The following is a 21112-nucleotide window of genomic DNA, read 5'->3' as shown; positions in this document are numbered from 1 at the left end:
CGGACGGTGCTTCGCGACGCGGCTTTCTCCGTTCGCAGGAGAGGACACTACGATGATCCGGATTCGATTGGTTTGTGTTGCTTTGGTTCTGTCTGGTTTTCTGGCTGCGATTCTGTCTGGGGGTTTCGCTTCCGGCCAGGTGCCCGTCACTCCGGGTGCGGCTCCGGTGCCGGCGTTGCTGGTGAGTGCGAAGAAGGTGTTTATCTCGAATGCGGGGGCGGATAGCGGGCTGTTCCCTCACCCGTTCAGCGGCGATCCGGATCGGGCTTACAACCAGTTTTATGCGGATGTGTCGAGCTGGGAACGGTATCAATTGGTGACGTCTCCGAGTGAGGCGGACCTGGTCTTCGAGTTGCAGCTCTCTGCGCCGAATGGGCCTTCGAATGCGAATAAGGAGAAGGGCGCTTCGGATCCGCTGCCGATGTTTCGGCTGGTGATCTACGACAGGGCGACACACTATGTGCTTTGGGCGCTGACCGAGTCGGTGGCTCCGGCGGCGCTGCAGAAGACGCATGATCACAACTTCGACGAGGCGCTGGCTGAACTTGTGTTGGATGCGGGGAGACTTACGAAGTCGCTGCCGAGCGGGATGCACTGAGACGCTGCACGATAACGTTGGCGCATGAAGTTTCACCGGATCGTATCGATTTGCGGGCGGCGAATAGGGTGACCGGTTGCAACCACTAGACTATGTGGATGGCTTGGAGATCTAAGCTTTCTGTCAGCCGTAGTCTGTCCTTGGTGCTGCTGGTAGTAACTGGACTGATGATCGTTCCTTGTGCTCCGGCGGAGCGGATCCCGGAGGTTCATGGCACCTCGTTTGCGAATCAGGCGGTGAATCTGCCTGCGGCGTTGCAGGGGAAGGCGGCTGGGATTCTGGTGATCGGATTCAGTCGCGGCTCTCGAGAGGCGGTAACGGGTTGGGCAACAAAGATCGCTGCGGACTATCGAACCTCGACTGTGGTGGCGTACTACGAATTGCCCATTGTGGCTGGGGTGCCTGGATTCGTTCGGGGGATGGTGCTGCGGTCGATCAAGTCGTCTACGCCGGAGCGGGCGCAGCACCGGGTGGTGCCGGTTACGAACGATGAGGCCGGATGGAAGGCGATAACGCACTTCAATCAACCGGATGATGCTTACCTGCTGGTCGTTGATGATCGGGGGAATGTGGTGTGGCAGACGCAGGGGCAGCCGACAGATGCGGCATACGCTGCTTTGAAGCAACAGGTTGAGTCTTTGAAGACGCGCATGGTTCCCTGATTCTGTGCTTTGGGCGCTGACCGAGTCGGTGGCTCCGGCGGTGAACCAGAAGACGCATGAGAACGGGATAGGGACACCACGTAGAATCTCTTCATGTTGAGAGACGATGAGGGAGAGAGACGAACAGGCACCCTACTCGCTCTGCTGCTGGTTTTGTATATCGTGGCGCGGATTCTTCAGCTCTATGCAGATAGATTCCCAACTCTTTTGATCGTCGTGCTTCATGTGCTTCCGCCGGCGGTCTTCGCCCTGCTCCACGGAAAGATCACCTACCGATGGCGTGGCATCGTTGTCTTCGCGGGGCTCAGCCTGGGCATCGCAACACTGCTGGAGAGCGTGAGTCTTCGAACCGGTCTTCCCTTTGGACACTACTACTTCACCGACGTGATGGGGCCGAAGCTCATTCAGCTCCCGGTATTGCTGGCGCTTGCCTATGTCGGGATGGGGTACTTGTCGTGGGTTGTGGGCCTGCTGCTCGTAGGCCACTACGACGAACCCCTGAACGGCAGGCGGATGATCTTTCTGCCACTGGTTGCGAGCTTCGTCATGGCGGCGTGGGATCTTTCGATGGATCCAGTCTGGTCGAACCTCTATCGCGCCTGGGTGTGGAAGGACGGAGGCTCCTTCTTCGGTGTGCCGGTGAGCAATTTTCTCGGGTGGTATCTCACGGTCTACCTCTTTTATCAGGCATTTGCGCTCTATCTGCGGGGTCGGCCGGTTGCACCTCTGCCACTGAAACACTGGCGTCTTCCAGTTCTTTTTTATGGAGCGTCGGCCGCCGGAAATGTCCTCCTTGCCATTCCGTCAGCGACGCCGGCGGTTGTCACGGATGCTTCGGGGAGGCAGTGGAGGAGCGCAGACATCCTCCATTCGTGTGTTCTCGTTTCGATCTTCGTGATGGGAGCCTTTGCTCTGACTGCCTGGACCAGACTCTCCCTTTCCGCTCGCGATTCCGTGTGATGCGCTGGAGCGAGGGGCGCGGGTGGTTGGATTGGGCTTGTCGGTGCTATCGTTTTTAGGGGCTACCGTTTTAGGGGCTATCGTTTTTGGGGCGGGATTCACGGGGAAGACAAGAGGAAGCATCTTTATGGCAGAGACAATGACACCACTTCGCAAGACGGCACTGAACGCGGTGCACCGGGCGGCTAAGTCCAAGATGGTCGACTTCGGCGGATGGGATATGCCGGTGGATTGTTGCGGGTTGATTGCGGAGCATATGGCGGTGCGGACGGCGGTGGGTGTGTTCGACGTGTCGCATATGGGCGATATTCAGCTGCGTGGGCCGGGGTCGCTGGCGGCGGTGCAGCATCTTTGCATGAACGATGCTTCGAAGCTGGCGGTGGGGCAGGCGCACTACTCGGCGATGCTGCATCCGAATGGCACGTTTGTGGATGACGTGATCGTGCACAAGCTTTCGGACAATGACTATTTGATTGTCATCAATGCGGGCACGCGTGAGAAGGACGTGCAGTGGGTGCGGCAGACGATCGGGCATATGCCGGGCGTGCATGTGAACGACTTCAGCGACTACTACACGCAGCTTGCGATTCAGGGGCCGCGGGCAGCGCAGACGCTGCAGAAGCTGACCTCGACGGATTTGAGCACGATCAAGAACTACTGGTTTACGTGGGGTCAGGTGTGTGGACTGCACAATGTGATGATCGCTCGGACGGGATATACGGGCGAGGATGGGTTTGAGATTTATATTCCGTCGGATGAGCCGACGAGCGCGCGGGTGTGGGGCGAGGTGCTTGCGGCGGGCGCGGAGTTCGGAATTCTGGCGTGTGGGCTGGGGGCGCGAAATACGCTGCGGCTCGAGGCTGGGATGGCGCTCTATGGACATGAGATCTCGGACACGATCAATGTGCTGGAGGCTGGGCTGGGGCGATATGCGAAGCTCGAGAAGCCGGAGTTTGTGGGGCGCGCAGCGTTGGTGGCGATAGAGGCCGCGGGTGGGCCGGGGCGCAAGCTGGTGGGGCTCGAGATGATGGAGCGCGGGATTGGGCGGGATGGATATACGGTTTTTTCGGTTGAAGGAAAGCGGCTTGGCGAGATTACCAGCGGTTCGCCGTCGCCGTTTTTGAAGAAGAATATTGCGATGGCTTATGTGCCTGTGGAGTACGCCGTGGTTGATACCGTTGTTTCCGTAGAGATCCGCGGCCAGATGGTGAAGGCCAAGGTGGTTCCGCTTCCCTTCTACAAACGGGCGAAGAAAACTGCTTAGCCCGAGCATCTACAATTGAGTTACACACACTTTCTCTGGAGAACGACGAATGGCTTACCCTGCGGATTATCGCTACACGAAGGAACACGAGTGGATAAAAGTCGATGGCAACATTGGAACCGTCGGCATCACGGACTACGCGCAGAACTCGCTGGGCGACATTGTGTTTGTCGACCTGCCGAAGGTGGGCGATACGATTGAGGCGGCAAAGAGCTTCGGTTCGGTGGAGTCGGTGAAGGCGGTGTCGGATCTGTTTGCGCCGGTGTCGGGCAAGGTGACGGCGATCAATGAAGAGTTGAAGGACGCTCCGGAGAAGATCAACACGGATGCGAATACGACCTGGCTGTTGAAGGTTGAGCTCGCGGATGCGAAGCAGGTCGATGGGCTTTTGACCGCGGCTGATTACGAGAAATTTACCAGCGAAGAGACCGGACACTAAAAGATGCGTTATCTACCGAAGTCCCCCGTGGATCGTGAGGAGATGCTTGCCGAGATTGGCGTGGCGTCGATCGACGATCTGTTTTCTACGATTCCAGCAGAGTTTCAACTGAAGCGCGATCTGAAGATTCCACGGCAGCATGGGGAGTCGGAGATTCTGGATCGCTTTCGCGAGTTTGCGGAGAATAATGCGGTTGGTTATTCGAGCTTTCTGGGCGCGGGAGTTTATCGGCACTATCGGCCGGTGATTATCGACTCGCTGGTGCAGCGTGGTGAGTTTCTGACGAGCTACACGCCGTATCAGCCAGAGATCTCGCAGGGAACGCTGCAGGCGATGTTCGAGTTCCAGACGATGATCTGCGAGCTGACGGGGATGGAGATTGCGAACGCGTCGATGTATGACGGTTCGACCGGCGCGGCAGAGGCGATCATGATGGCGGTGCGCGTGACCGGGCGTGATGGCGCGGTGATTGCGCGGACGGTGCATCCGGAGTATCGCGAGGTGATTGCGACGTATGCGCAGCATCAGGAGATTCCTACGGTTGAAGTTGGCTATTCGTCGAATGGGCGCGTGGATCTTGCGGCGTTGGATGCGGCGATCACGAAGGACACGGCTTGCGTGCTGATTCAGTCGCCGAACTTCTTCGGGACGATTGACGATGTTGCGGCGATTGCGGAGATTGCTCATGCGAAGGGTGCGTTGCTGATCGTTTCGATTGCGGAGGCGGTGTCGCTGGGGATTGTGCGTCCGCCGGCGGAGGCGGATATTGTGTCGCTGGAGGCGCAGTCGTATGGCGTGGCGGTGGGATACGGTGGGCCTTACTGCGGCGTGATTGCGTGCAAGGAGAAGTTTCTGCGGCAGATGCCGGGAAGGCTGATCGGCGAGACGAAGGATAAGGATGGCAAGCGCGGGTTTGTGCTGACGCTGTCGACTCGCGAGCAGCATATTCGGCGGGAGAAGGCGACTTCGAACATCTGTACGAATCAGGCGCTGGTTGCGATGATGACGACAATCTTCCTGAGCGTGTACGGCAAGCAGGGGATGAAGGAGCTGGCAGAGCAGAATCTGGCGAAGGCGGCTTATCTCGAGAGCGTGCTTAGAGCTACTGCTGGCGCGAAGGTTTTGTTTGATGGTGCGCCGCGGTTTCATGAGTTTGTGCTGGAGCTGCCGAAGAGTGCTGATGAGACGAACGCTGCGCTGCTTGGAGACAAGATCATCGGTGGTCTGCCGCTGGCGAAGTGGTATCCGGAGCTTGGGCCGAATGCTACTTTGTGGTGTGCGACGGAGTTGACGACGCGGAAGCAGATGGATGCGGTTGCAGCAGCGCTTGCAGGCAAGAAGGCTTAGCGATGGACGTGTCGGCGATTGTTGGCGAGGAGTTGAAGGCGGTTGAGTTTGTGGAGGACTTTCTGCAACTTCGATTCGAGGCTCCTCTGCTGACGTTGCATGCGTGGCCGCATGTGTTGTTTCCGGAGTTTTCGGTGGCTTATGGAGAGCCGGAGTATCGGAATGCACTGTGCGGGCAGATTAACGACAAGGTTGTGCAGGCTTCGCTCGAAGAAGGCGACGCGCTGACGATTGAGTTTGAGAACGGCACCGTGTTTGGGCTTTCTTTGCGGGAAGAAGATTTGGATGGACCGGAGTCGGGGAGCTACTCGGAGACCGGAAGCGCAGTGGATGCGCAGGAGTTTTAACTATGGCAGTTGAGAAGTTTGTAGGGACGCCGAAGAAGGCTACGACGCACACGAATCAGAACGAAGATTTGATGTTTGAGAAATCTTCGCCGGGGAAGAAGGCGTATCGGTTGGCGCAGTTGGATGTGCCGGCGGTGGATTCGGTTGCTCTGCTTGGCGACGCCGTGCGGACGGACCTAGGCGTGATGCCGGAGCTGAGCGAGATCGAGATCATTCGGCACTTCACGCGGCTTTCGACGTGGAACTATGCGATTGATCTGGGGATGTATCCGCTGGGCAGCTGCACGATGAAGTACAACCCGCGCGTGAACGAGGCGGTGGCGCGGCTGGAGGGGATCGCGGAGGCGCATCCTTATCAGCCGGAGTCGCTGTCGCAGGGGTGCCTCGGCATTATGCAGACGCTGTCCGATGCGTTGATCGAAATCACCGGCATGGATGCGATTACGCTGCAGCCGGCGGCGGGCGCGCATGGTGAGTTTACGGGAATTCTGCTCGTGCGGGCTTACCACGAGAGCAAAGGCAATCCGCGGAAGAAGATTCTGATTCCGGACTCGGCGCATGGGACGAACCCTGCTACTGCTGCGGTGTGCGGGTACGAGGTTGCGAACCTGAAGTCGAATGCGCAGGGCATGGTGGACGTGGCTGAGTTGGAGCGGATGGTCGATGAAGACACTGCTGCGCTGATGCTGACGAATCCTTCGACGATTGGTGTGTTCGAGAGCGACATTCATAAGATTGCCGATATTCTGCATGCGAAGGGCGCGCTGTTGTACATGGACGGCGCTAATATGAACGCTTTGGTGGGCAAGACGCGGCCGGGCGACTTCGGTGTGGACGTGATGCATTTGAATCTGCATAAGACGTTTTCTACGCCGCATGGTGGCGGTGGTCCGGGGTCGGGGCCAGTGGCCTGCAAGAAGATCCTGGAGCCGTTTCTGCCTACGCCGATCGTGGTGACGAAGGCGGATGGAACGCTTGGGCTGGAGTACAACCGGCCGCAGAGTGTGGGGCGCGTGCGGATGTTCTATGGCAACTTTGGGATGTTTGTGCGGGCGCTCGCCTACATCCTGGCCAATGGGCCGGATGGACTGCGGCAGACCACCGAAGATGCGGTGCTGAATGCGAACTACATTCGCGCGAAGCTTGAGGGCACGTTCGAGCTGCCGTACAAGACGCGGTCGCTGCATGAGGTTGTGTTCTCGGACAAGATTCAGGCGAAGAACGGCGTGAAGACGGGCGATATGGGCAAGCGCCTGATCGACTATGGCTTCCATGCGTATACGGTTTCGTTCCCGCTGGTGGTCAACGGCGCGATGATGATTGAGCCGACCGAGAGTGAGAGCCGCGAGGAGCTTGATTTGCTGATCGATGCGCTGAAGCAGATTGCGCAGGAGGCGGAGGAGAATCCTGAGCTGGTGCAGACGGCGCCGCATACGACGCGGCTGCAGCGACTGGATGAGACGACGGCGGCGAGGAAGCCGATTCTGCGCTGGAAGGCTCCTGTGGCTGCGGAGCCGTTGCTGGTCGATACGGCCGCGAAGGAGTGGTAGCGTGTCCGTCTTCTACGATCGGCAGGATGAGCTGGAGAAGTATGAGTTCATGCTGGGAGAGGCGCGTGGGCGGCTGGCGGTGACGCTGGATGTGCTGACCGATGCGCTGATCCTGGTGGGGCAGCATGGGGTCTACTGCGCGAGTACGCGGAATCCTGCGGTTCCGGCGCTGGATCTGCAGGCGGTGTTGATGAATTTGAACGGAGCGAAGGAGCTGGTGGCTTCGGTGATGGAGCGGTTGCGGCTGGATCGGCTCGAACTGGAGAAGGAAGCGGCGAAGTAGGGTCTCTGCTTCGTGCTTCGACTTCTCCGGTCGGCCTTGATTGGCTGAAGTGACTTACTCGGCTGACTTATTCTGCTTTGACGGTTACGTATTCGTCGGTGGTGGCCCATTTGATGTGGAGCTCGGTGGCGGCTCCGCTGGTGTGCTCGAAGGAGATGGACATATTCTCCTGCGATGCTGGAAGGGTCTTGCTCGTCATGGGCGTGCGGCCGAGGTCCTGGGCTTCGGAGTAGTCGGTGCCCCACTGGCCGGTCTGCTTGTTGACGATGAGGAGCCATTGGGTGGCGCTGGGCAGGGTGTATAGGGTGTAGGTGCCGGCGGGGACGTCGAGGGTGCCGATCTTCAGGTTTGACGCGGTGATGAGAGTGGTGGCGGGGTTGGCTCCGGTGCGCCAGACCTGGCCATAGGGGACGATGGTGGTGCTGATGGTGCGGCCCTTGAGGCGGGGGGAGTTGTATTTGATGGTGAGTTGCTTGCCGTTGAGGCTGACCTCGGCGGTGGCGGCTGGGCTGGCGAGTGGCTTGGCTGAGGGCTGGGCGCTGTCCATCTTGACGCCTCCGCTCTGAGCGTTGATCTGGAGCGTGGTTGCAGTGGTGAGGAGAGTGCAACAGACGGCTAGGGCTAGGGAGCGGAAATGCATTCTTGGTCTCTCTTTCGTGGGGCGCTGGGCTGCGGTTGGGAAGGCTTTTCGGTGCTGGAGATGATGCTCAACCGGACGGCCGCGGGCTGTCAACCGGGGGCGATCGTGCTAGGCTAGAGGTATGCGCCCGTAGCTCAGCTGGATAGAGCGGCAGCCTCCGAAGCTGTAGGTCAGAAGTTCGAATCTTCTCGGGCGCACCATCTTTTCTTCCCATTTTCGATGAAAAATTATTGACCGCCAGTTCTCCGGTGGTTTTGTCGTTTTACGGCTGTTTTTGGATGGGGTTGGGGGAGAAAGAGGTGTTTCGGTATGGTTTTTGGGTGGTGAAAACGTGGTGGGATATGTGGCTGATGTGGTGTTTTAACCCCGTCTTCGCGGAGGCGGAAAAATACGCCACGTTTTCCAACTATTTTTTCGTGCCGGCTAAAAATCTTTGTGTTGGCTAAAAAACCTTAGTGGAGTTGGCTGGGGATTACGGCGTATTGGATGAGGAGTTCGAAGGGGACGATCTTGAGCGTGTTCTCGTGGGTGGCTTCGAGGATGATGGGGCAGGCTGCTCCGGCTTGCTGGACTTGCAGCCAGCGGGCGGCACAGACGCACCAGCGGTCGCCGGGTTTGAGGCCTTCAAAGCCGAACTGCGGCATGGGTGTGCTGAGGTCGTTGCCGAGGGCCTTGGAGGCTTCGAGGAAGGGCGCGTCGACGACGCAGCAGATGGTGTGGACGCCGTGGTCGTCGGGGCCGGTCTCGCAGCAGCCGGTGCGGTAGAAGCCGGTCATGGGCTCGCAGCCGCAGATGTCGAGGGGTTGGCCGAGGACATTTTTGCCGCGATTTTTGATGGGTTCTACGGTGGGCATGCTGCTCCTATACGGATCTAGTATCCCACTTTTTTGGGAAAGATATGTCCTGCCGGACGGGCCCGCTACGCTTGGTCACCCCACGAACGAAGACCTGTTCGCGGGGACCCCGATTCGCGCGGTCACTTCGTGACTTGTGGACCCCTTCGGCGGGTCCTCCCGTTGGTCGGGGGAAGAGATTGATTTCGACCAACGGGAGAACCGTCGAGGTTCATCCGGCCGGGACCGGTATACGCGTCACGAAGTGACCGCCCCACGCGTAGTGGGCCCGTCCGGCAGGACAAGTTATTTTGCAGCGATGGCGAGTTGCTGCTGATACTCCTCGTACGGACCCTTGTGGTCAGTGATGTGGAAGTCGGTAGGGCCACCTTCGAAGTGCCAGATTCGGGTGCCAGCCTCTTCGATGAGATCCTGGTCGTGAGTGACGAGGAAGACGGTGCCTTCGTACTTCTGGATCGCCTGGTTGAGGGCGTTGATGCTCTCGAGGTCCAGGTGGTTGGTGGGCTCGTCGAGGACGAGGACGTTGGGCTTTTGCAGCATAATCTTGCAGAAGAGCAGACGGGCGGCTTCGCCTCCGGAGAGAGCGTCGGTCTTCTTGAGGCCCTCTTCACCCTTGAAGAGCATCTGGCCGAGGATGCCGCGAATGTCTTCCTTGGTGGCTTGCGGATCGAACTGGTGGAGCCAGTCGCTGGCGGTCATGCCGAGTTGGATGGAGCCTTTGTGGTCCTGCGCGAAGTAGCCGATGGAGACCTCGTGGCCCCATTTGACGGAGCCGGAGTCGATGGAGACGGACTTGTCCTCAAACCCAAGCTCTTCGATGCCGGGGCCATTGGCCAGCAAGGCCTTGAGGAGGGTGGTTTTGCCCTGGCCGTTGCGGCCCATGAGGATGACCTTGTCGCCGCGTGTGACCGAGGCGGTGAAGTTGTTGATGACGTGCTCGGTCTTGCCGTCCTTCTGGACGTAGGACTTGTTGACCTGCTCGAACTCGAGGACGTTTTTGCCGGAGGGGCGCTCCATCTTGAAGCTGATGAAGGGGCGCGCGATGTTGGAGCGGGCCAGTTCGCTTGTGGCGAGGCGCTCTACTTCTTTCTTGCGGGAGTTCACCTGGCTGGAGCGGGTACCGGCGGAGAAGCGGGCGATGAAGTCGTTGAGCTGGGCGATCTTCTTTTCGCGCTGTTCGTTCTGACTCTCGATGCGGGTGCGGATGCTGGTCTTCTGGAGGACCATGTCGTCGTAGCCGCCGTTGTAGGTGATGATGGTCTCGTAGTCGATGTCGGCGATGTGGGTGCAGACATTGTTGAGGAAGTGCCGGTCGTGCGAGATGGTGATGACGGTGCCGTTGTAGCGGGTGAGGAAGTCCTGGAGCCAGTGGATGGACTCGAGGTCGAGGTAGTTGGTGGGCTCGTCGAGGAGCAGCGCCTGCGGGTTGCCGAAGAGGGCCTGCGCGAGGAGGACACGGACCTTCTGGCCACCCTGGAGCTCGGACATCTTGCGCTCGTGGAGCTCGTCGGGGATATCGAGGCCTTGCAGGAGGACGGCGGCGTTGGACTCGGCTTCGTAGCCGTCTTCGTCGCCGACGATGCCTTCGAGTTCGCCGAGGCGGGAGCCGTCTTCGTCGGTCATCTCGGGCTTGGCGTAGATGATCTCGCGCTCTTCAAGGGCGGCCCAAAGACCCTTGTTGCCCATGATGACGGTGTCGATGACGCGGTAGGCGTCGAAGGCATACTGGTCCTGGGAGAGGACGCCGATTTTTTTCGGCTTCACGACAGTTCCCTTTTGTGGGTCGATCTCGCCGGTGAGGCACTTCATGAAGGTGGATTTGCCGGCGCCGTTGGGCCCGGTGAGGCCGTAGCGGCGGCCGGTGGTGAAGGTGACTGAAACATCCTCGAAGAGGAGCTTCGAGCCATAGCGCATAGTGACGTTGGATACTGAGATCATGGTATTACTTTCATTTTAGCTGGGGTGTACAGCAATTTTCGAGTTTTGGGCGTGAATATTCAGAATCTGTCCTGCCGGACGGGCGCCCTGCGCGGGCGGCGGTCACTTCGTGACTTGTATACCCCTTCGGATGGTCCTCCCGTTGATCGGGAGAAAATTGATTTCGACCAACGGGAGAACCACCATAGATCGTCACTGCAAGAAAAGGTACACGCGTCACGAAGTGACCGCCCCGCGCGTAGCGCGCCCGTCCGGCAGGACATAATCTTTTACCCGAAAGGAAAGACGAACGCTCCACTCTGCGGCTGGTTGGCTGGCAGAGCGGAGCGTCTTTGTGTCTGAGTGCCGGGAGTTACTGACCGCGGCGAGCTGGGCCGGAACGGCTGCTGCCGGGGCGGCTGTTGCTGCTGGGACGACCACCGGGGCCACGGCCACCGGAGTTGCGTCCGCCGGAGAAGCCGCCGCCACCGTTGCGACTGCGGAAGCCACTCTTGTTGCCGCCGTAGTTGGCGTTGGGCGTCGTCATCGGTGTGACGGGATCGTTGCCCTTCCAGGAGCGGGTTTCAAGCTGCATGAGGTCCTGTCCCTGAGCTGTTGTGTCGAGGGGTGCGTTGCGGACTTCCTTCTCAAGGTTCTTATCGGCCTCGCGCCACTCAAACTTTATCTTCAGTTCGCGCTCGAGCTTGCGGGCGTCGTGACGCTCCTGGGGCATGACGAACGTTGTGGCAACGCCCTTCTTGCCGGCGCGGCCGGTGCGGCCAATGCGGTGAACGAAGTCGTCCGAAGCATTGGGCAGGTCGTAGTTGACGACGTGGGCGATGTCCTGCACGTCGATGCCACGGGCGGCAACGTCGGTGGCGACGAGGACGCGATGACGGCCGGTGGCAAAGCCCTTGAGAGCGGCGGTGCGCTGGGACTGGCTGCGGTCGCCGTGGATGACGTCGGCATCGTGACCGAGCTTCTCGAGCTTCTTCGAGATGCGGTCGGCGCCGTGCTTGGTGCGCGAGAAGACGAGGAAGGTGCCCTCTTCCTGGCGCAGCATCTGGTCGAGCAGGCCGAGCTTCTGGTCCTGCATGACGGTGTAGACACGGAGTTCTACGCGGTCGGACGGCTTTGAGGTCTGGCCGATCTCGATGCGGACGGGCTTGTTGACGTAGTCGCGAACGATCTCGCGGATGTTCGCGTCGAGGGTCGCGGAGTAGCACATGGTCTGGCGTGTCTTCGGCAGCGCGCCGACGATGCGGCGAATTGCGGGAAGGAAGCCCATGTCGAGCATGCGATCGACTTCGTCAAGGACGAGCATCTCGACGGAGTTGATGTTGATCTCGCGGCGGCGGAGGAAGTCTTCGAGGCGGCCAGGGGTGGCGACGACGAGACGGGGTCCGCGGTCGAGCTGATCGAGCTGGTTGTTCTCGGAGAGGCCGCCGCAGACGAGCACAGCGTCGCTCTTCGAGCCGGGGACGAGCTTCCAGTAGGCCTCGAGGACCTGCATGGCGAGCTCGCGCGTCGGCAGCAGGATGAGGGAACGGATGGGACCGCGCTTGCCCTTGGTGCTGGGGACCGAGTTCGCGTCCATGCGCTGGATCATCGGGATGAGGAAGCTGAGGGTCTTGCCGGTGCCGGTGGAGGCGGTGGCGAGGATGTCGTTGCCTTCGAGCGCGGGCGGGATGGCCTTGGCCTGGACGGGCGTTGGCATGGTGAAGCCCGCGTTGGTGAGGCGGGTCTTGAGCGAGTCCGAGATGTTAAAGTCGGTGAAGCGAACGTCCTCAACGAGAGGAAGGCCTGCGGGATTCGCGACGGCGGTGTTGGCTTCGGGAGCGGAGTGCTGCTGGTTGCGAACGATCTGGTCGTTCTGTTCGGTTGCGTCTAGAGTTGCGAAGTTCAAAGTTTTTCCTGTCTGATGGCCCGAATAAGAGGGCGTTGTAAAGCGCATAAGGGTGCAGGGATGCCATCGTGGCATCATGGATTTCAATTAGTCAGCATTGCTGTCGGGAATCGAAGCGCTGCTGCTGCACGGCGAGACTCGTCCGTTGACGAGCCTTCCAGCCAGAGCAACCAGCGCGACTTCCGGCTTGCGGGAAGGTATGCGGTGGGAAGAGGCGAATCGCAGTCTCTGGCCAAACTCTGAAGTCCATGAAGAGTCTTTGCCTGCGATGCCCGTACTCCTTTTAGTCAGAGTACAAAATAAGCATACCACAGTCGCAGTGCGATTGACGATTGAGGCTGTGCTAGGGGTAGTGGGTCAGTTTTGGAGTGAATGACTGAGGTTGCCGAAAACCCGACTTTTCGGGAAATTGGTTCGATTGCGATTATGCATTCTTTGAGTTTGGTCCAGGTGTGAAGCTGGTTGATATCACCGGAGTCGAAACAGGAGAGCTTCTACCCTCGAATCTCTCCTGCTGCTTTTGCGAACAGTTAGCTAGCTTTAGCGAAGTTCACTTCCGACTTCGCCACGCCTGACCGCAGCGATCTGAAGCCCGCGCGCACCTCTTCGGAAAAGAGTTGTGGCTGTTCCCAGGCCGCAAAGTGTCCGCCTTTCTCAACCTTGTTGTAGTGGATAAGTTTAGGATACGCCTGCTCTGCCCAGCTCCGCGGGGCTGGATAGAGCTCGTCAGGGAAGACGCTCACGGCAACCGGGATGGAGACGCCTTTGGCATTGAAATACCCTAGTTTGCCCCAATTCTCCCAATAGAGACGGGCGCCAGAAAGTGCCGTGTTCGTCAACCATGTGATCGTGATGTTGTCGAGGATGTCGTCGCGCGTGAGGCCTTCGGACTCTCCCGCAAAGACGCGTGAGATCAGCTCGTAGCTGCGCGCGTCGTGATCAAGGAAATAAGCTGCCAGGCCGACGGGTGAATCCACGATTCCGTATAGTGTCTGCGGTCGCAGCCCCATCTGGAACCCGTAGCCGATTCCTTTTTGATATACGAACTGCAAACGTTCGTAAGCGATCTTCTCATCGGCTGAGAGGCCCGATGGCGCCGGCGCCCCGGAAAAAGCCGCCTGGTCAATGTCGACTGGAAAGATGCCAGGCATGTTGGTGTGAATTCCGAGCAACTCCGGAGGCGCCTGCACGCCCATTTGATCGACGATGACCGCGCCCCAATCGCCGCCTTGCGCCACGAATTTCGTGTATCCTAGGCACTTCATCAGCACGACCCAGGCACGCGCGATGTGGTCAACGTCCCACCCGGTGGTGGTCGGTTTGCCTGAGTATCCGTAGCCCGGCATTGACGGGATCACCAGGTGGAACGCATCGGATGCATCTCCGCCGTGTGCGGTGGGATTGGTCAGCGAATCGATGATCTTTATCTGTTCGATGATCGAGCCGGGCCATCCGTGCGTAACGATCAGCGGCAACGCATTCTCATGCTTCGAGCGCACATGTATGAAATGAATGTCCAGTCCATCGATCTCGGTAATGAACTGCGGCAGTGCGTTCATTTTTGCCTCGATCTTGCGCCAGTCATACTCTGTCGCCCAATAGCGCGCGAGCGCCTGGACCGTCGCCAGCTGCACGCCTTGCGTTGCGTCGGTAACCGTTTCTCGTTCAGGCCACTTTGTCGCGTTGATGCGGCTGCGCAATTCGGTGAGTTCCGCTTCCGGAACACTCACCTGAAACGGACGAATCGCGTCCTTGTCAGCTGGCAGCTTGCTGCCTTGTGGTGTAGCACTGGTTTGGGTCATATCGTCTCCTTTTCAGTAGTTCGAATTCCTGGTTTGTGCTGCGGTTGATTTGTGTGTGGTCTTCTTCTCGGTATCAACGTGAGTAACGGGTGAAGACCAAGTCCGCGAGCTTTGACCGCCTCGTGGCCGGAAAGGCAGGTTTTTGAGCACTACCTCGTCGGCAGGTTTGCCGTCGTTTTTGTTAAATTGAGCGAATCAGGGGCCGTCGGTCGGGGAGTATTTTTTTGAGCCTGAGCCAGGAAAAAGGAGACCGGTTCCATTAGATGAAGGTGTCGATCGATACCTTGGATTAGTGGGGTCGCGACGAGACACGATCCCCTTGTGGCAATAATGAAATGACATTGTCGCGATGAAGTCAAGCCATCTGACGATGAATTTCTATTGACGCCACCTGGGTGAGCCTTTCGAAGTAATTCAACTCGGACAGAACGTAAGGGATTGGCTGAGTCGTGCACGTATTCCTTACCATTTGTCGCAGGGCTTAGCGTGAACTGATGAACGAAGTTCCCGAAAAACGGGGTTATAGGTAACTTGGTTGCCCCGGATTTCAAATTGACCCACTACCTATGAACAATGGCCACTGAGCTCGTTGAATCGCGTCCGCAAATGAACAGGCGGTTCCGCGGATGAACAGCTTTGGAGCAGGGTGGGGGCAGCGACCCTTTTATTTGTAATGGGTTGGGCGTGCATGGGATTGGCAGTTTAACTGCAATTCGTTTAATTGCTTAACTGCAATCCCGCTCAAGCAGCGTCACCCGTTATCGGGGAAAAGGCAGAGATGAACTCCTTCTTGCAAGACCTTCGTTTTTCGCTTCGCCAGATCCGCCGGTCGCCGGGGTTTATGGTGACCGCTGTGCTGACACTCGCGCTGGGGGTCGGTGCGAATACGGCTATCTTCTCGCTGCTGGACCAGGCGCTGTTGCGGTCGCTGCCGGTACGCTCGCCGGAGCAACTGGTGGTTTTAAGCGGTACCGGGAAGGCGTGGGAGGGTCATTCGAGCAATCATGGCGGCGGGGTGGAGCAATCGTTTTCGTACCCGATGTACAGGGATCTGCGCGACAAGGGAACGGCGGTGTTCGACGGGCTGATTGCGACCGCTCCGACGTCAGTGGGGATTACGCGGGACGTTACCCAGAACAGGGTCTCGGAGCTGGTGGATGGGGAGGTTGTCAGCGGGAACTACTTCAGCGTGCTCGGAGTGAAGGCCGCGCAGGGGCGACTGCTGACGGCGAGCGACGATACGGTGCCGGGAGGCAATCCGGTCGCAGTGCTGAGCTATGCCTACTGGCAGACCCATATGGGATCGGATGCGAATGTTGCAGGGGAGACGATTTCGATTAACGGTGCGCCGTTTGTCATTGCAGGGGTGGCGGCGCCGGAATTTCAGAGTGCGGTGTGGGGGCAGGTGCCGGACCTCTTCGTTCCGATGTCGATGCTGGATGTGGTGGCTCCGGGCAAGGGGAAGAGACTCGAGGACCATACCGACCGATGGATGAATATCGTCGGGCGTTTGAAGCCGGGAGAGACGCCGCAACATGCGCAGATGGCGATCGCGCCGCTATGGCATGCGCTGCGCGCGGAGGAGTTGAAGGCGCTTGGGTCGCAACCCCAGCGCTTCGTTGACGAGTACCTGACCCGGAGTCGGCTGCTGGTTGCGCCTGGTTCGCGTGGGCTGTCGTATAGCCGGGAGTCGCTCGAAAAGCCTTTGTACGCGGTGATGGGGATGGCGTTTCTTGTGCTCCTGATCGCCGCGGTGAATGTGGCGAGTCTGCTGCTGGTGCGTTCGGCGGCGCGAGTGCGGGAGTTCTCGCTGCGCTATGCCCTGGGTGCGAGTGCGCGGCGTGTGGTGCAGCAACTCTTGCTGGAAGGTGTGCTGATCGGCATCGTTGGAGGGATGGCTGGGTTGTTAATCGCGCCTCTGTGCCTGCGTGTGCTGGTGCAGCGGCTGAGTACGGACGGCCCCACCGCGTTTTCGACGACGCTGGATGCACGGTTGCTGGCCTTCAACTTCGCGATCGCCGTTGCGGTGAGTGTTCTGTTCAGCCTCGCGCCTGCGGTGCAGTTGTTGAGACCGGATATCGTGAACTCGCTGAAGCAGCAGACGACGACGGCATCCGGTGGCACACTGAACTTTCGGAGTCTGGTCGTCTCTCTGCAGGTGGGCCTCAGCGTTCTGCTGCTGGTGGGCTCCGGGCTGTTTGTGCGCACGATGCAGAACCTGCGGCACGTCGACACGGGAATCAACACGTCGCACCTGATTACATTTCACGTCAATCCTCTGCTGTCCGGCTATGCGAAGGAGAAGATTCCTGCGCTGCACCAACAGATTCTGGAGACGATGGCGGCGCTGCCTGGGGTGCAGGCTGTGGGCGCGACCAATGATGCAGAGCTAGCCGATACGGGGCATAGCGGAGACGTGACGGTAGAGGGCTTCACTGCGCCGCCGGATGAGGACTTCCGGATCGAGATCCCTTATGTGAGTGCGAACTTCTTCCATGCGATGCAGGAGTCGGTGCTTGCCGGACGCAGCTTCAGCGAGGACGATGATGCGGCGCATCCGCTGGTAGGGATTGTGAATGAGACCTTCGCAAAGCACTACTTCACCACTCCCGCTGCAGCAGTGGGAAGGCGCGTCGTGGGTGGAGACGGCAAGCAGGGAGAATATATGACCATCGTCGGTGTGACGCGAGACGCGAAGCATGGGAACTTGCGGGATGCGGCCAGTCCGACACTGTTTTCTCCAATGAAGCAGGCAAAGAGTGCGGACCAGCTCTATCTGTATCTCCGCACGGCGACGCGACCGGAGCAGAGCTTCGCGATGGTGCGGCAGGCGATGAAACAGATTGATCCTGGCCTCGCAGTGGATGAGCTGAGAACGATGGACGAACAGATTGATACGACGCTCGGGAATGAACGGATGATCGAGCTGCTGGCGATCTCGTTTGGCCTGCTGGCGACGATGCTCGCGGGGGTTGGTCTGTATGGTGTGCTTGCGTTCTCGACGACGCAGCGCACGCGGGAGATTGGCATTCGCATCGCGCTTGGGTCAACGCGGCTGGGAGTATCGCGGCTGGTGCTGGCCGATGTGCTGCGTCTGGCCGGGATTGGGATTGTGCTGGCGATTCCCTGCTCGGTGCTGCTGGCGCGGTTGCTGCGGAGTCAGCTCTTTGGAGTCTCATCGGCAGATCCGCTGACGCTGGCCGGCGTGATTTTGTTGATTGCCGTAGTCGCTGTGGTTGCGGCGATTGTGCCGGCGCGACGTGCGTCTTCGGTCCACCCGACGACTGCGCTGCGTGCGGAATAAGTTTCTCTGGCTTTGCCGGAGATAGAAAACGGCGGCAACGAATACATGGAATCGTTGCCGCCGTTTTTGATTGAGTTGGGATGAGGTTAGATGTGGCAGCTCACCATGCCACGCTTTTCGAGATACCTCTGGTGATACTCTTCGGCCTTCCAGAACGTGGTGGCAGGAACGACCTGGGTTGCGATGGGTTTGCGATAAGAGCCGGCGGCGCTTAGCTCGGCGATCTTGGCGCGGGCCTGGGCGAACTGCTCGTTGGTGTGGGTGAAGATAACGCTGCGATACTGTGTGCCCCAGTCCGGACCCTGGCGATTAAGCTGGGTGGGATCGTGGAGAGCGAAGAAGGCGTCCAACAGTGTTTCGTAAGAGACGCGGGATGGATCGAAGGTGACTTCGACAACCTCCGCATGGCCGGTGCGGTCAGTACAGACTTCTTTATAGGTTGGGTGTTCGAGATCGCCGCCTTCGTATCCTACGGTTGTGTCGATAACACCTGTGATCTCGCCAAAACGGGTCTCAACTCCCCAAAAACATCCTGCTCCAAATGTTGCTTTTTCCATTGCCACTCTGCTGCTCCTTGACTACATCCTTGCTGCACTCATTGGATGCTTTCGGGTTGCGATTGTCATCACCCGAAAGGTTAATAGCGCGAGTATTCTGAGCGTGTCGAGAGAGGTGTGTCAAGCGATCAAAGGTCGTAGAAAAACGGGGGTACCAAGCAGGTACTTCGTTAGACAAACGTTCTCTGAATGTGGTTACGAAGGAGTGAACGTCGGATGGACAACAGACTAATTTGGACGGCGCGGACGACTTGCGGATTTGGTGCCGGTGGGTTGTCGGCGGGGCTTTGTAAACTTTTTCTTCGCGGGAGATTTTAGCTGCGCAAACTCCGGTGTCTTCTTTTTGGGGACGACCTTCTTGCCCTTCGCTGCGCGGTCGAGTGCCATCACTTCGCCGAGTGTAAGCTCGCGGAACTCGCCTGGCGGGACGTCGAGACGAAGTGCACCATAACCGATGCGGCGGATCTTTTCGACGTGGTGGCCGATCTCCTCGAACATCTTTCTGATCTGACGATTGCGGCCTTCGATGAGGGTGAGCTCGAACCAGGGGTTGTCGCCGCCGCGAACGAGTTCGACTTTGGCGGGCGAGGTGATGATGCGATCGCGACGGCCGCTGCGAACCTCGTCGAGACGGCCGCGGTCGATCATGATGCCGCGACGGATCTGGTCGAGGCCTGACGCGGTGGGTGTGCCGCTGATCTTGACGAGGTAAGTTTTCTCCACTCCGGCTGCGGCCTTTGAGAGCGCGTTGGCGAGGTTACCGTCGTTGGTCATCAGGATGAGGCCTTCGCTGAGATAGTCGAGGCGGCCGACAGGGTAAAGGCGCACGTTGTCGCCGTGGGGGCCGGACTTCTGCTTCGCCATGAGCTGCATGACGGTGGGGCGCTTCTCGGGGTCGTCGAGGGTGGTGACGTAGCCGCGCGGCTTGTTGAGCATGTAGTAACGCTGCTGCTCGGGGCCGTGGAGGAGCTTGCCGTCTACGCGGATGTGATCTTTGAGTGCATCGTGGCGGGTGCCGAGGGTGTTGACGATGACGCCGTTGACCTGCACGCGGCCTTCGAGGATGATCTCCTCGGCTTTGCGGCGGCTGGCGATTCCGGCCTGCGCGAGGATCTTCTGGAGGCGGTCGCCTTTGGGTTCTTCGTTGGCGTCGGGCTTTGGGGCGGAGGGGGACTTCGTCATGTGTTTCCGGCTTTCTGACTGCGGGGCTGCTCATCGCGGTCGGGGTGGTGCGGAGGATGCCATCGACAGAGACTGTCAATCCTTGTATTCTCCCTGTTTTGTATTATCGCTTGTTTTTGGATTGGGCGAAGATTCAAGTGTGCGAGAGACATGCGTCGATCAGGAGTGGGTCGCCAAGTCGGCGGATCTGGTCGCTGGTCTGACGTAACTGAAGCGTGACTTCAGCCGGAGCCAATGGCGCTCGTAAAGCTGATAGCTGAGAACCGATACGATCGTGGTTAAACCAAGCACAACGAAGACGTAGACGACGCCGCCCCATGTCCTTGAATGGAGCAGCCGCTGCAAGGGTGGAAGCAAAGTGCCGACCAGAGGGAAAAAAAGCAGGTGATAGACGTACATTCCGTAGCTGTACTTTCCGAAGAAACGAAGAACTCCGAGGCTGCCCAGGCGGGAGAAGAATGTCCCGGGCTGCAAGGTTCGAAGAAGGATGCAGGAGAACATGACAGCGAGCAGAGGGTAAACCAGGATGGTCAATACCGGGCTGTGATATCCGAACCCGTCGTAGTGAATGGCGAGGGATGCGATTCCAAGCAACGATACGAGAAAGAGAATGCGGGACCGCCGGATGAGCGTCGTGAGATCTACGCTCCGGATGAGCGCTGCCACGATGGCCCCGCACAGCAGGCCGTCGCAGTGTGTGGGCAGCTCGCCGTAGCACCACTCATAGACCGCACCCGGAAATCGCCAAAGCAGAAAGCATCGCAGCAGGAGGGAGAACGAGATCGTACCCAGACAGACACGAATCAGGCTGCGGCGGTCACGCACCCAGAGCACGACCATGGGCCAGATGAGATAGAACTGTTCTTCGACGGCCAGCGACCAGAGATGCACCAGATCGACGGCGGGCCGCAGATCGTTCAGAGAAGGATCGATGTGACCGGCGATGTTGCTCGCATAGAAGAACAACGCCAGATGCCCCAGCCGCCACTGCAGATGCAGTAACGGCGTCAAAGCAAGCAACAGGAAGAGAACACCGTAGAAGAGAGGAAAGATTCGCAGGGCGCGGCGCGCGTAGAAGTTGCGGAAGTAGTTCTGGCTGTCGCGGGTGTCGAGGAGGATGCCGGTGATCAGAAAGCCGGAGAGAACGAAGAAGAGGTCGACGCCTGACCATAGGCCCGTGGTGACCAGCATGAAGTAGTTGACCCAGTGGGCCTCCGTGTGAGCAGTCATGCCGTAGTGATAGCAAAAGACCATGAGGAAGGCGCACCCTCGCAGGCCATCGAGACTGTTGATGTGCTGGCGAGAGGGCTGGGCCTTGAACGAAGTAGACAGGGGAGGGTCCTGGTAAATTGATTGACTCTATAAAACTATAGCTGACGCACTACTCAGTACGTAACGAGCTGCGTGGACGGGCTTTTCCTCGGTGGCGTAGATCCAGCCTGTCGGGTTTCGGTGGCACAGAAACGATGTAGTTGGCGCAGTACGAGTTAGCGTCTTCTT

The 21112-nt window shown here is 59.0% G+C and carries 19 protein-coding genes and 1 tRNA gene; 12 read left to right on the top strand and 8 right to left on the bottom strand.

The window, feature by feature from the left end; translation table 11 throughout:
- The first annotated feature begins 52 nt into the window (after window positions 1-52).
- From HDF09_RS14635 to HDF09_RS14595, 9 genes are all read left to right on the top strand, one after another.
- Complete coding sequence (locus HDF09_RS14635) at window positions 53-598, top strand: hypothetical protein (RefSeq protein WP_183767607.1); 546 nt, start codon at window positions 53-55, stop codon at window positions 596-598.
- 98 nt (window positions 599-696) lie between these two features.
- Entirely contained in the window at window positions 697-1260 is a 564-nt protein-coding gene (locus HDF09_RS14630; RefSeq protein WP_183767605.1) for a hypothetical protein, read from the top strand.
- A gap of 93 nt (window positions 1261-1353) precedes the next feature.
- Window positions 1354-2220: a carotenoid biosynthesis protein gene (locus HDF09_RS14625; RefSeq protein ID WP_183767603.1), complete on the top strand. Its 867-nt coding sequence runs from the start codon at window positions 1354-1356 to the stop codon at window positions 2218-2220.
- Window positions 2221-2347: 127 nt separating this feature from the next.
- Window positions 2348-3484, top strand: coding sequence for a glycine cleavage system aminomethyltransferase GcvT (gene gcvT / locus HDF09_RS14620; protein WP_183767601.1), 1137 nt, complete (start codon window positions 2348-2350; stop codon window positions 3482-3484).
- Window positions 3485-3533: 49 nt separating this feature from the next.
- Window positions 3534-3923, top strand: coding sequence for a glycine cleavage system protein GcvH (gene gcvH / locus HDF09_RS14615; RefSeq protein ID WP_183767599.1), 390 nt, complete (start codon window positions 3534-3536; stop codon window positions 3921-3923).
- Window positions 3924-3926: 3 nt separating this feature from the next.
- Window positions 3927-5270 carry an aminomethyl-transferring glycine dehydrogenase subunit GcvPA gene (gcvPA, locus tag HDF09_RS14610; RefSeq protein ID WP_183767597.1) on the top strand — a complete coding sequence of 448 codons (1344 nt, stop codon included), beginning with the start codon at window positions 3927-3929 and terminating at the stop codon, window positions 5268-5270.
- Between the two features lie 2 nt (window positions 5271-5272).
- Window positions 5273-5617 carry a hypothetical protein gene (locus HDF09_RS14605; RefSeq protein ID WP_183767595.1) on the top strand — a complete coding sequence of 115 codons (345 nt, stop codon included), beginning with the start codon at window positions 5273-5275 and terminating at the stop codon, window positions 5615-5617.
- Between the two features lie 2 nt (window positions 5618-5619).
- Entirely contained in the window at window positions 5620-7167 is a 1548-nt protein-coding gene (gene gcvPB / locus HDF09_RS14600; protein WP_183767593.1) for an aminomethyl-transferring glycine dehydrogenase subunit GcvPB, read from the top strand.
- A gap of 1 nt (window position 7168) precedes the next feature.
- Complete coding sequence (locus tag HDF09_RS14595; protein WP_183767591.1) at window positions 7169-7450, top strand: hypothetical protein; 282 nt, start codon at window positions 7169-7171, stop codon at window positions 7448-7450.
- 67 nt (window positions 7451-7517) lie between these two features.
- Here HDF09_RS14595 and HDF09_RS14590 read toward each other — a convergent pair whose 3' ends face one another.
- The gene (locus HDF09_RS14590; RefSeq protein WP_183767589.1) at window positions 7518-8090 is read right to left on the bottom strand and encodes a DUF2911 domain-containing protein; all 573 of its coding nucleotides are present in this window, start codon (window positions 8088-8090) and stop codon (window positions 7518-7520) included.
- 123 nt (window positions 8091-8213) lie between these two features.
- Here HDF09_RS14590 and HDF09_RS14585 point away from each other — a divergent pair.
- Both HDF09_RS14585 and HDF09_RS14580 read left to right on the top strand, forming a co-directional pair.
- Window positions 8214-8290 (top strand) — tRNA-Arg (locus HDF09_RS14585).
- A 30-nt stretch (window positions 8291-8320) separates the two neighbouring features.
- Window positions 8321-8536, top strand: coding sequence for a hypothetical protein (locus HDF09_RS14580; RefSeq protein ID WP_183767587.1), 216 nt, complete (start codon window positions 8321-8323; stop codon window positions 8534-8536).
- Window positions 8537-8542: 6 nt separating this feature from the next.
- Here the strand turns inward: HDF09_RS14580 and HDF09_RS14575 are convergent, their stop codons facing one another.
- The 4 genes from HDF09_RS14575 to HDF09_RS14560 all read right to left on the bottom strand — a co-directional run bounded on the left by HDF09_RS14575 (window position 8543) and on the right by HDF09_RS14560 (window position 14569).
- Entirely contained in the window at window positions 8543-8944 is a 402-nt protein-coding gene (locus HDF09_RS14575) for a DUF2237 family protein (RefSeq protein WP_183767585.1), read from the bottom strand.
- Between the two features lie 285 nt (window positions 8945-9229).
- The gene (locus HDF09_RS14570) at window positions 9230-10882 is read right to left on the bottom strand and encodes an ABC-F family ATP-binding cassette domain-containing protein (RefSeq protein WP_183767583.1); all 1653 of its coding nucleotides are present in this window, start codon (window positions 10880-10882) and stop codon (window positions 9230-9232) included.
- 352 nt (window positions 10883-11234) lie between these two features.
- Window positions 11235-12767 carry a DEAD/DEAH box helicase gene (locus HDF09_RS14565; RefSeq protein WP_183767581.1) on the bottom strand — a complete coding sequence of 511 codons (1533 nt, stop codon included), beginning with the start codon at window positions 12765-12767 and terminating at the stop codon, window positions 11235-11237.
- A gap of 530 nt (window positions 12768-13297) precedes the next feature.
- A complete protein-coding gene (locus tag HDF09_RS14560; RefSeq protein ID WP_183767579.1) occupies window positions 13298-14569 on the bottom strand; it encodes an epoxide hydrolase family protein in 1272 nt (423 codons plus the stop codon).
- A 778-nt stretch (window positions 14570-15347) separates the two neighbouring features.
- Between HDF09_RS14560 and HDF09_RS14555 the strand changes: the two genes are divergently transcribed.
- Window positions 15348-17873: an ABC transporter permease gene (locus HDF09_RS14555; protein ID WP_183767577.1), complete on the top strand. Its 2526-nt coding sequence runs from the start codon at window positions 15348-15350 to the stop codon at window positions 17871-17873.
- Window positions 17874-17959: 86 nt separating this feature from the next.
- On the opposite strand, the gene msrA is transcribed toward HDF09_RS14555, so the two are convergent.
- From msrA to HDF09_RS14540, 3 genes are all read right to left on the bottom strand, one after another.
- The gene (msrA, locus tag HDF09_RS14550; RefSeq protein WP_311719588.1) at window positions 17960-18436 is read right to left on the bottom strand and encodes a peptide-methionine (S)-S-oxide reductase MsrA; all 477 of its coding nucleotides are present in this window, start codon (window positions 18434-18436) and stop codon (window positions 17960-17962) included.
- Window positions 18437-18658: 222 nt separating this feature from the next.
- The gene (locus tag HDF09_RS14545) at window positions 18659-19612 is read right to left on the bottom strand and encodes a pseudouridine synthase (protein WP_183767573.1); all 954 of its coding nucleotides are present in this window, start codon (window positions 19610-19612) and stop codon (window positions 18659-18661) included.
- A 159-nt stretch (window positions 19613-19771) separates the two neighbouring features.
- Window positions 19772-20905, bottom strand: coding sequence for an acyltransferase family protein (locus HDF09_RS14540; RefSeq protein ID WP_311719671.1), 1134 nt, complete (start codon window positions 20903-20905; stop codon window positions 19772-19774).
- Between the last annotated feature and the right edge of the window lie 207 nt (window positions 20906-21112).

This window comes from Edaphobacter lichenicola, from assembly GCF_014201315.1.
In the GTDB taxonomy this organism is placed as follows: domain Bacteria; phylum Acidobacteriota; class Terriglobia; order Terriglobales; family Acidobacteriaceae; genus Edaphobacter; species Edaphobacter lichenicola_B.
The sequence above is the reverse complement of the archived record's forward strand: the minus strand, read 5'-3'. Positions and strand labels throughout refer to the sequence as shown.

What these genes read in the sequence shown, in the direction of transcription:
- HDF09_RS14635 (WP_183767607.1), top strand. Translation starts at nt 53, where the DNA reads ATGATCCGGATTCGATTGGTTTGTGTTGCTTTGGTTCTGTCTGGTTTT.
- HDF09_RS14630 (WP_183767605.1), top strand. Translation starts at nt 697, where the DNA reads ATGGCTTGGAGATCTAAGCTTTCTGTCAGCCGTAGTCTGTCCTTGGTG.
- HDF09_RS14625 (WP_183767603.1), top strand. Translation starts at nt 1,354, where the DNA reads ATGTTGAGAGACGATGAGGGAGAGAGACGAACAGGCACCCTACTCGCT.
- gcvT (WP_183767601.1), top strand. Translation starts at nt 2,348, where the DNA reads ATGGCAGAGACAATGACACCACTTCGCAAGACGGCACTGAACGCGGTG.
- gcvH (WP_183767599.1), top strand. Translation starts at nt 3,534, where the DNA reads ATGGCTTACCCTGCGGATTATCGCTACACGAAGGAACACGAGTGGATA.
- gcvPA (WP_183767597.1), top strand. Translation starts at nt 3,927, where the DNA reads ATGCGTTATCTACCGAAGTCCCCCGTGGATCGTGAGGAGATGCTTGCC.
- HDF09_RS14605 (WP_183767595.1), top strand. Translation starts at nt 5,273, where the DNA reads ATGGACGTGTCGGCGATTGTTGGCGAGGAGTTGAAGGCGGTTGAGTTT.
- gcvPB (WP_183767593.1), top strand. Translation starts at nt 5,620, where the DNA reads ATGGCAGTTGAGAAGTTTGTAGGGACGCCGAAGAAGGCTACGACGCAC.
- HDF09_RS14590 (WP_183767589.1), bottom strand. Translation starts at nt 8,090, where the DNA reads ATGCATTTCCGCTCCCTAGCCCTAGCCGTCTGTTGCACTCTCCTCACC.
- HDF09_RS14575 (WP_183767585.1), bottom strand. Translation starts at nt 8,944, where the DNA reads ATGCCCACCGTAGAACCCATCAAAAATCGCGGCAAAAATGTCCTCGGC.
- HDF09_RS14570 (WP_183767583.1), bottom strand. Translation starts at nt 10,882, where the DNA reads ATGATCTCAGTATCCAACGTCACTATGCGCTATGGCTCGAAGCTCCTC.
- HDF09_RS14560 (WP_183767579.1), bottom strand. Translation starts at nt 14,569, where the DNA reads ATGACCCAAACCAGTGCTACACCACAAGGCAGCAAGCTGCCAGCTGAC.
- HDF09_RS14555 (WP_183767577.1), top strand. Translation starts at nt 15,348, where the DNA reads ATGAACTCCTTCTTGCAAGACCTTCGTTTTTCGCTTCGCCAGATCCGC.
- HDF09_RS14545 (WP_183767573.1), bottom strand. Translation starts at nt 19,612, where the DNA reads ATGACGAAGTCCCCCTCCGCCCCAAAGCCCGACGCCAACGAAGAACCC.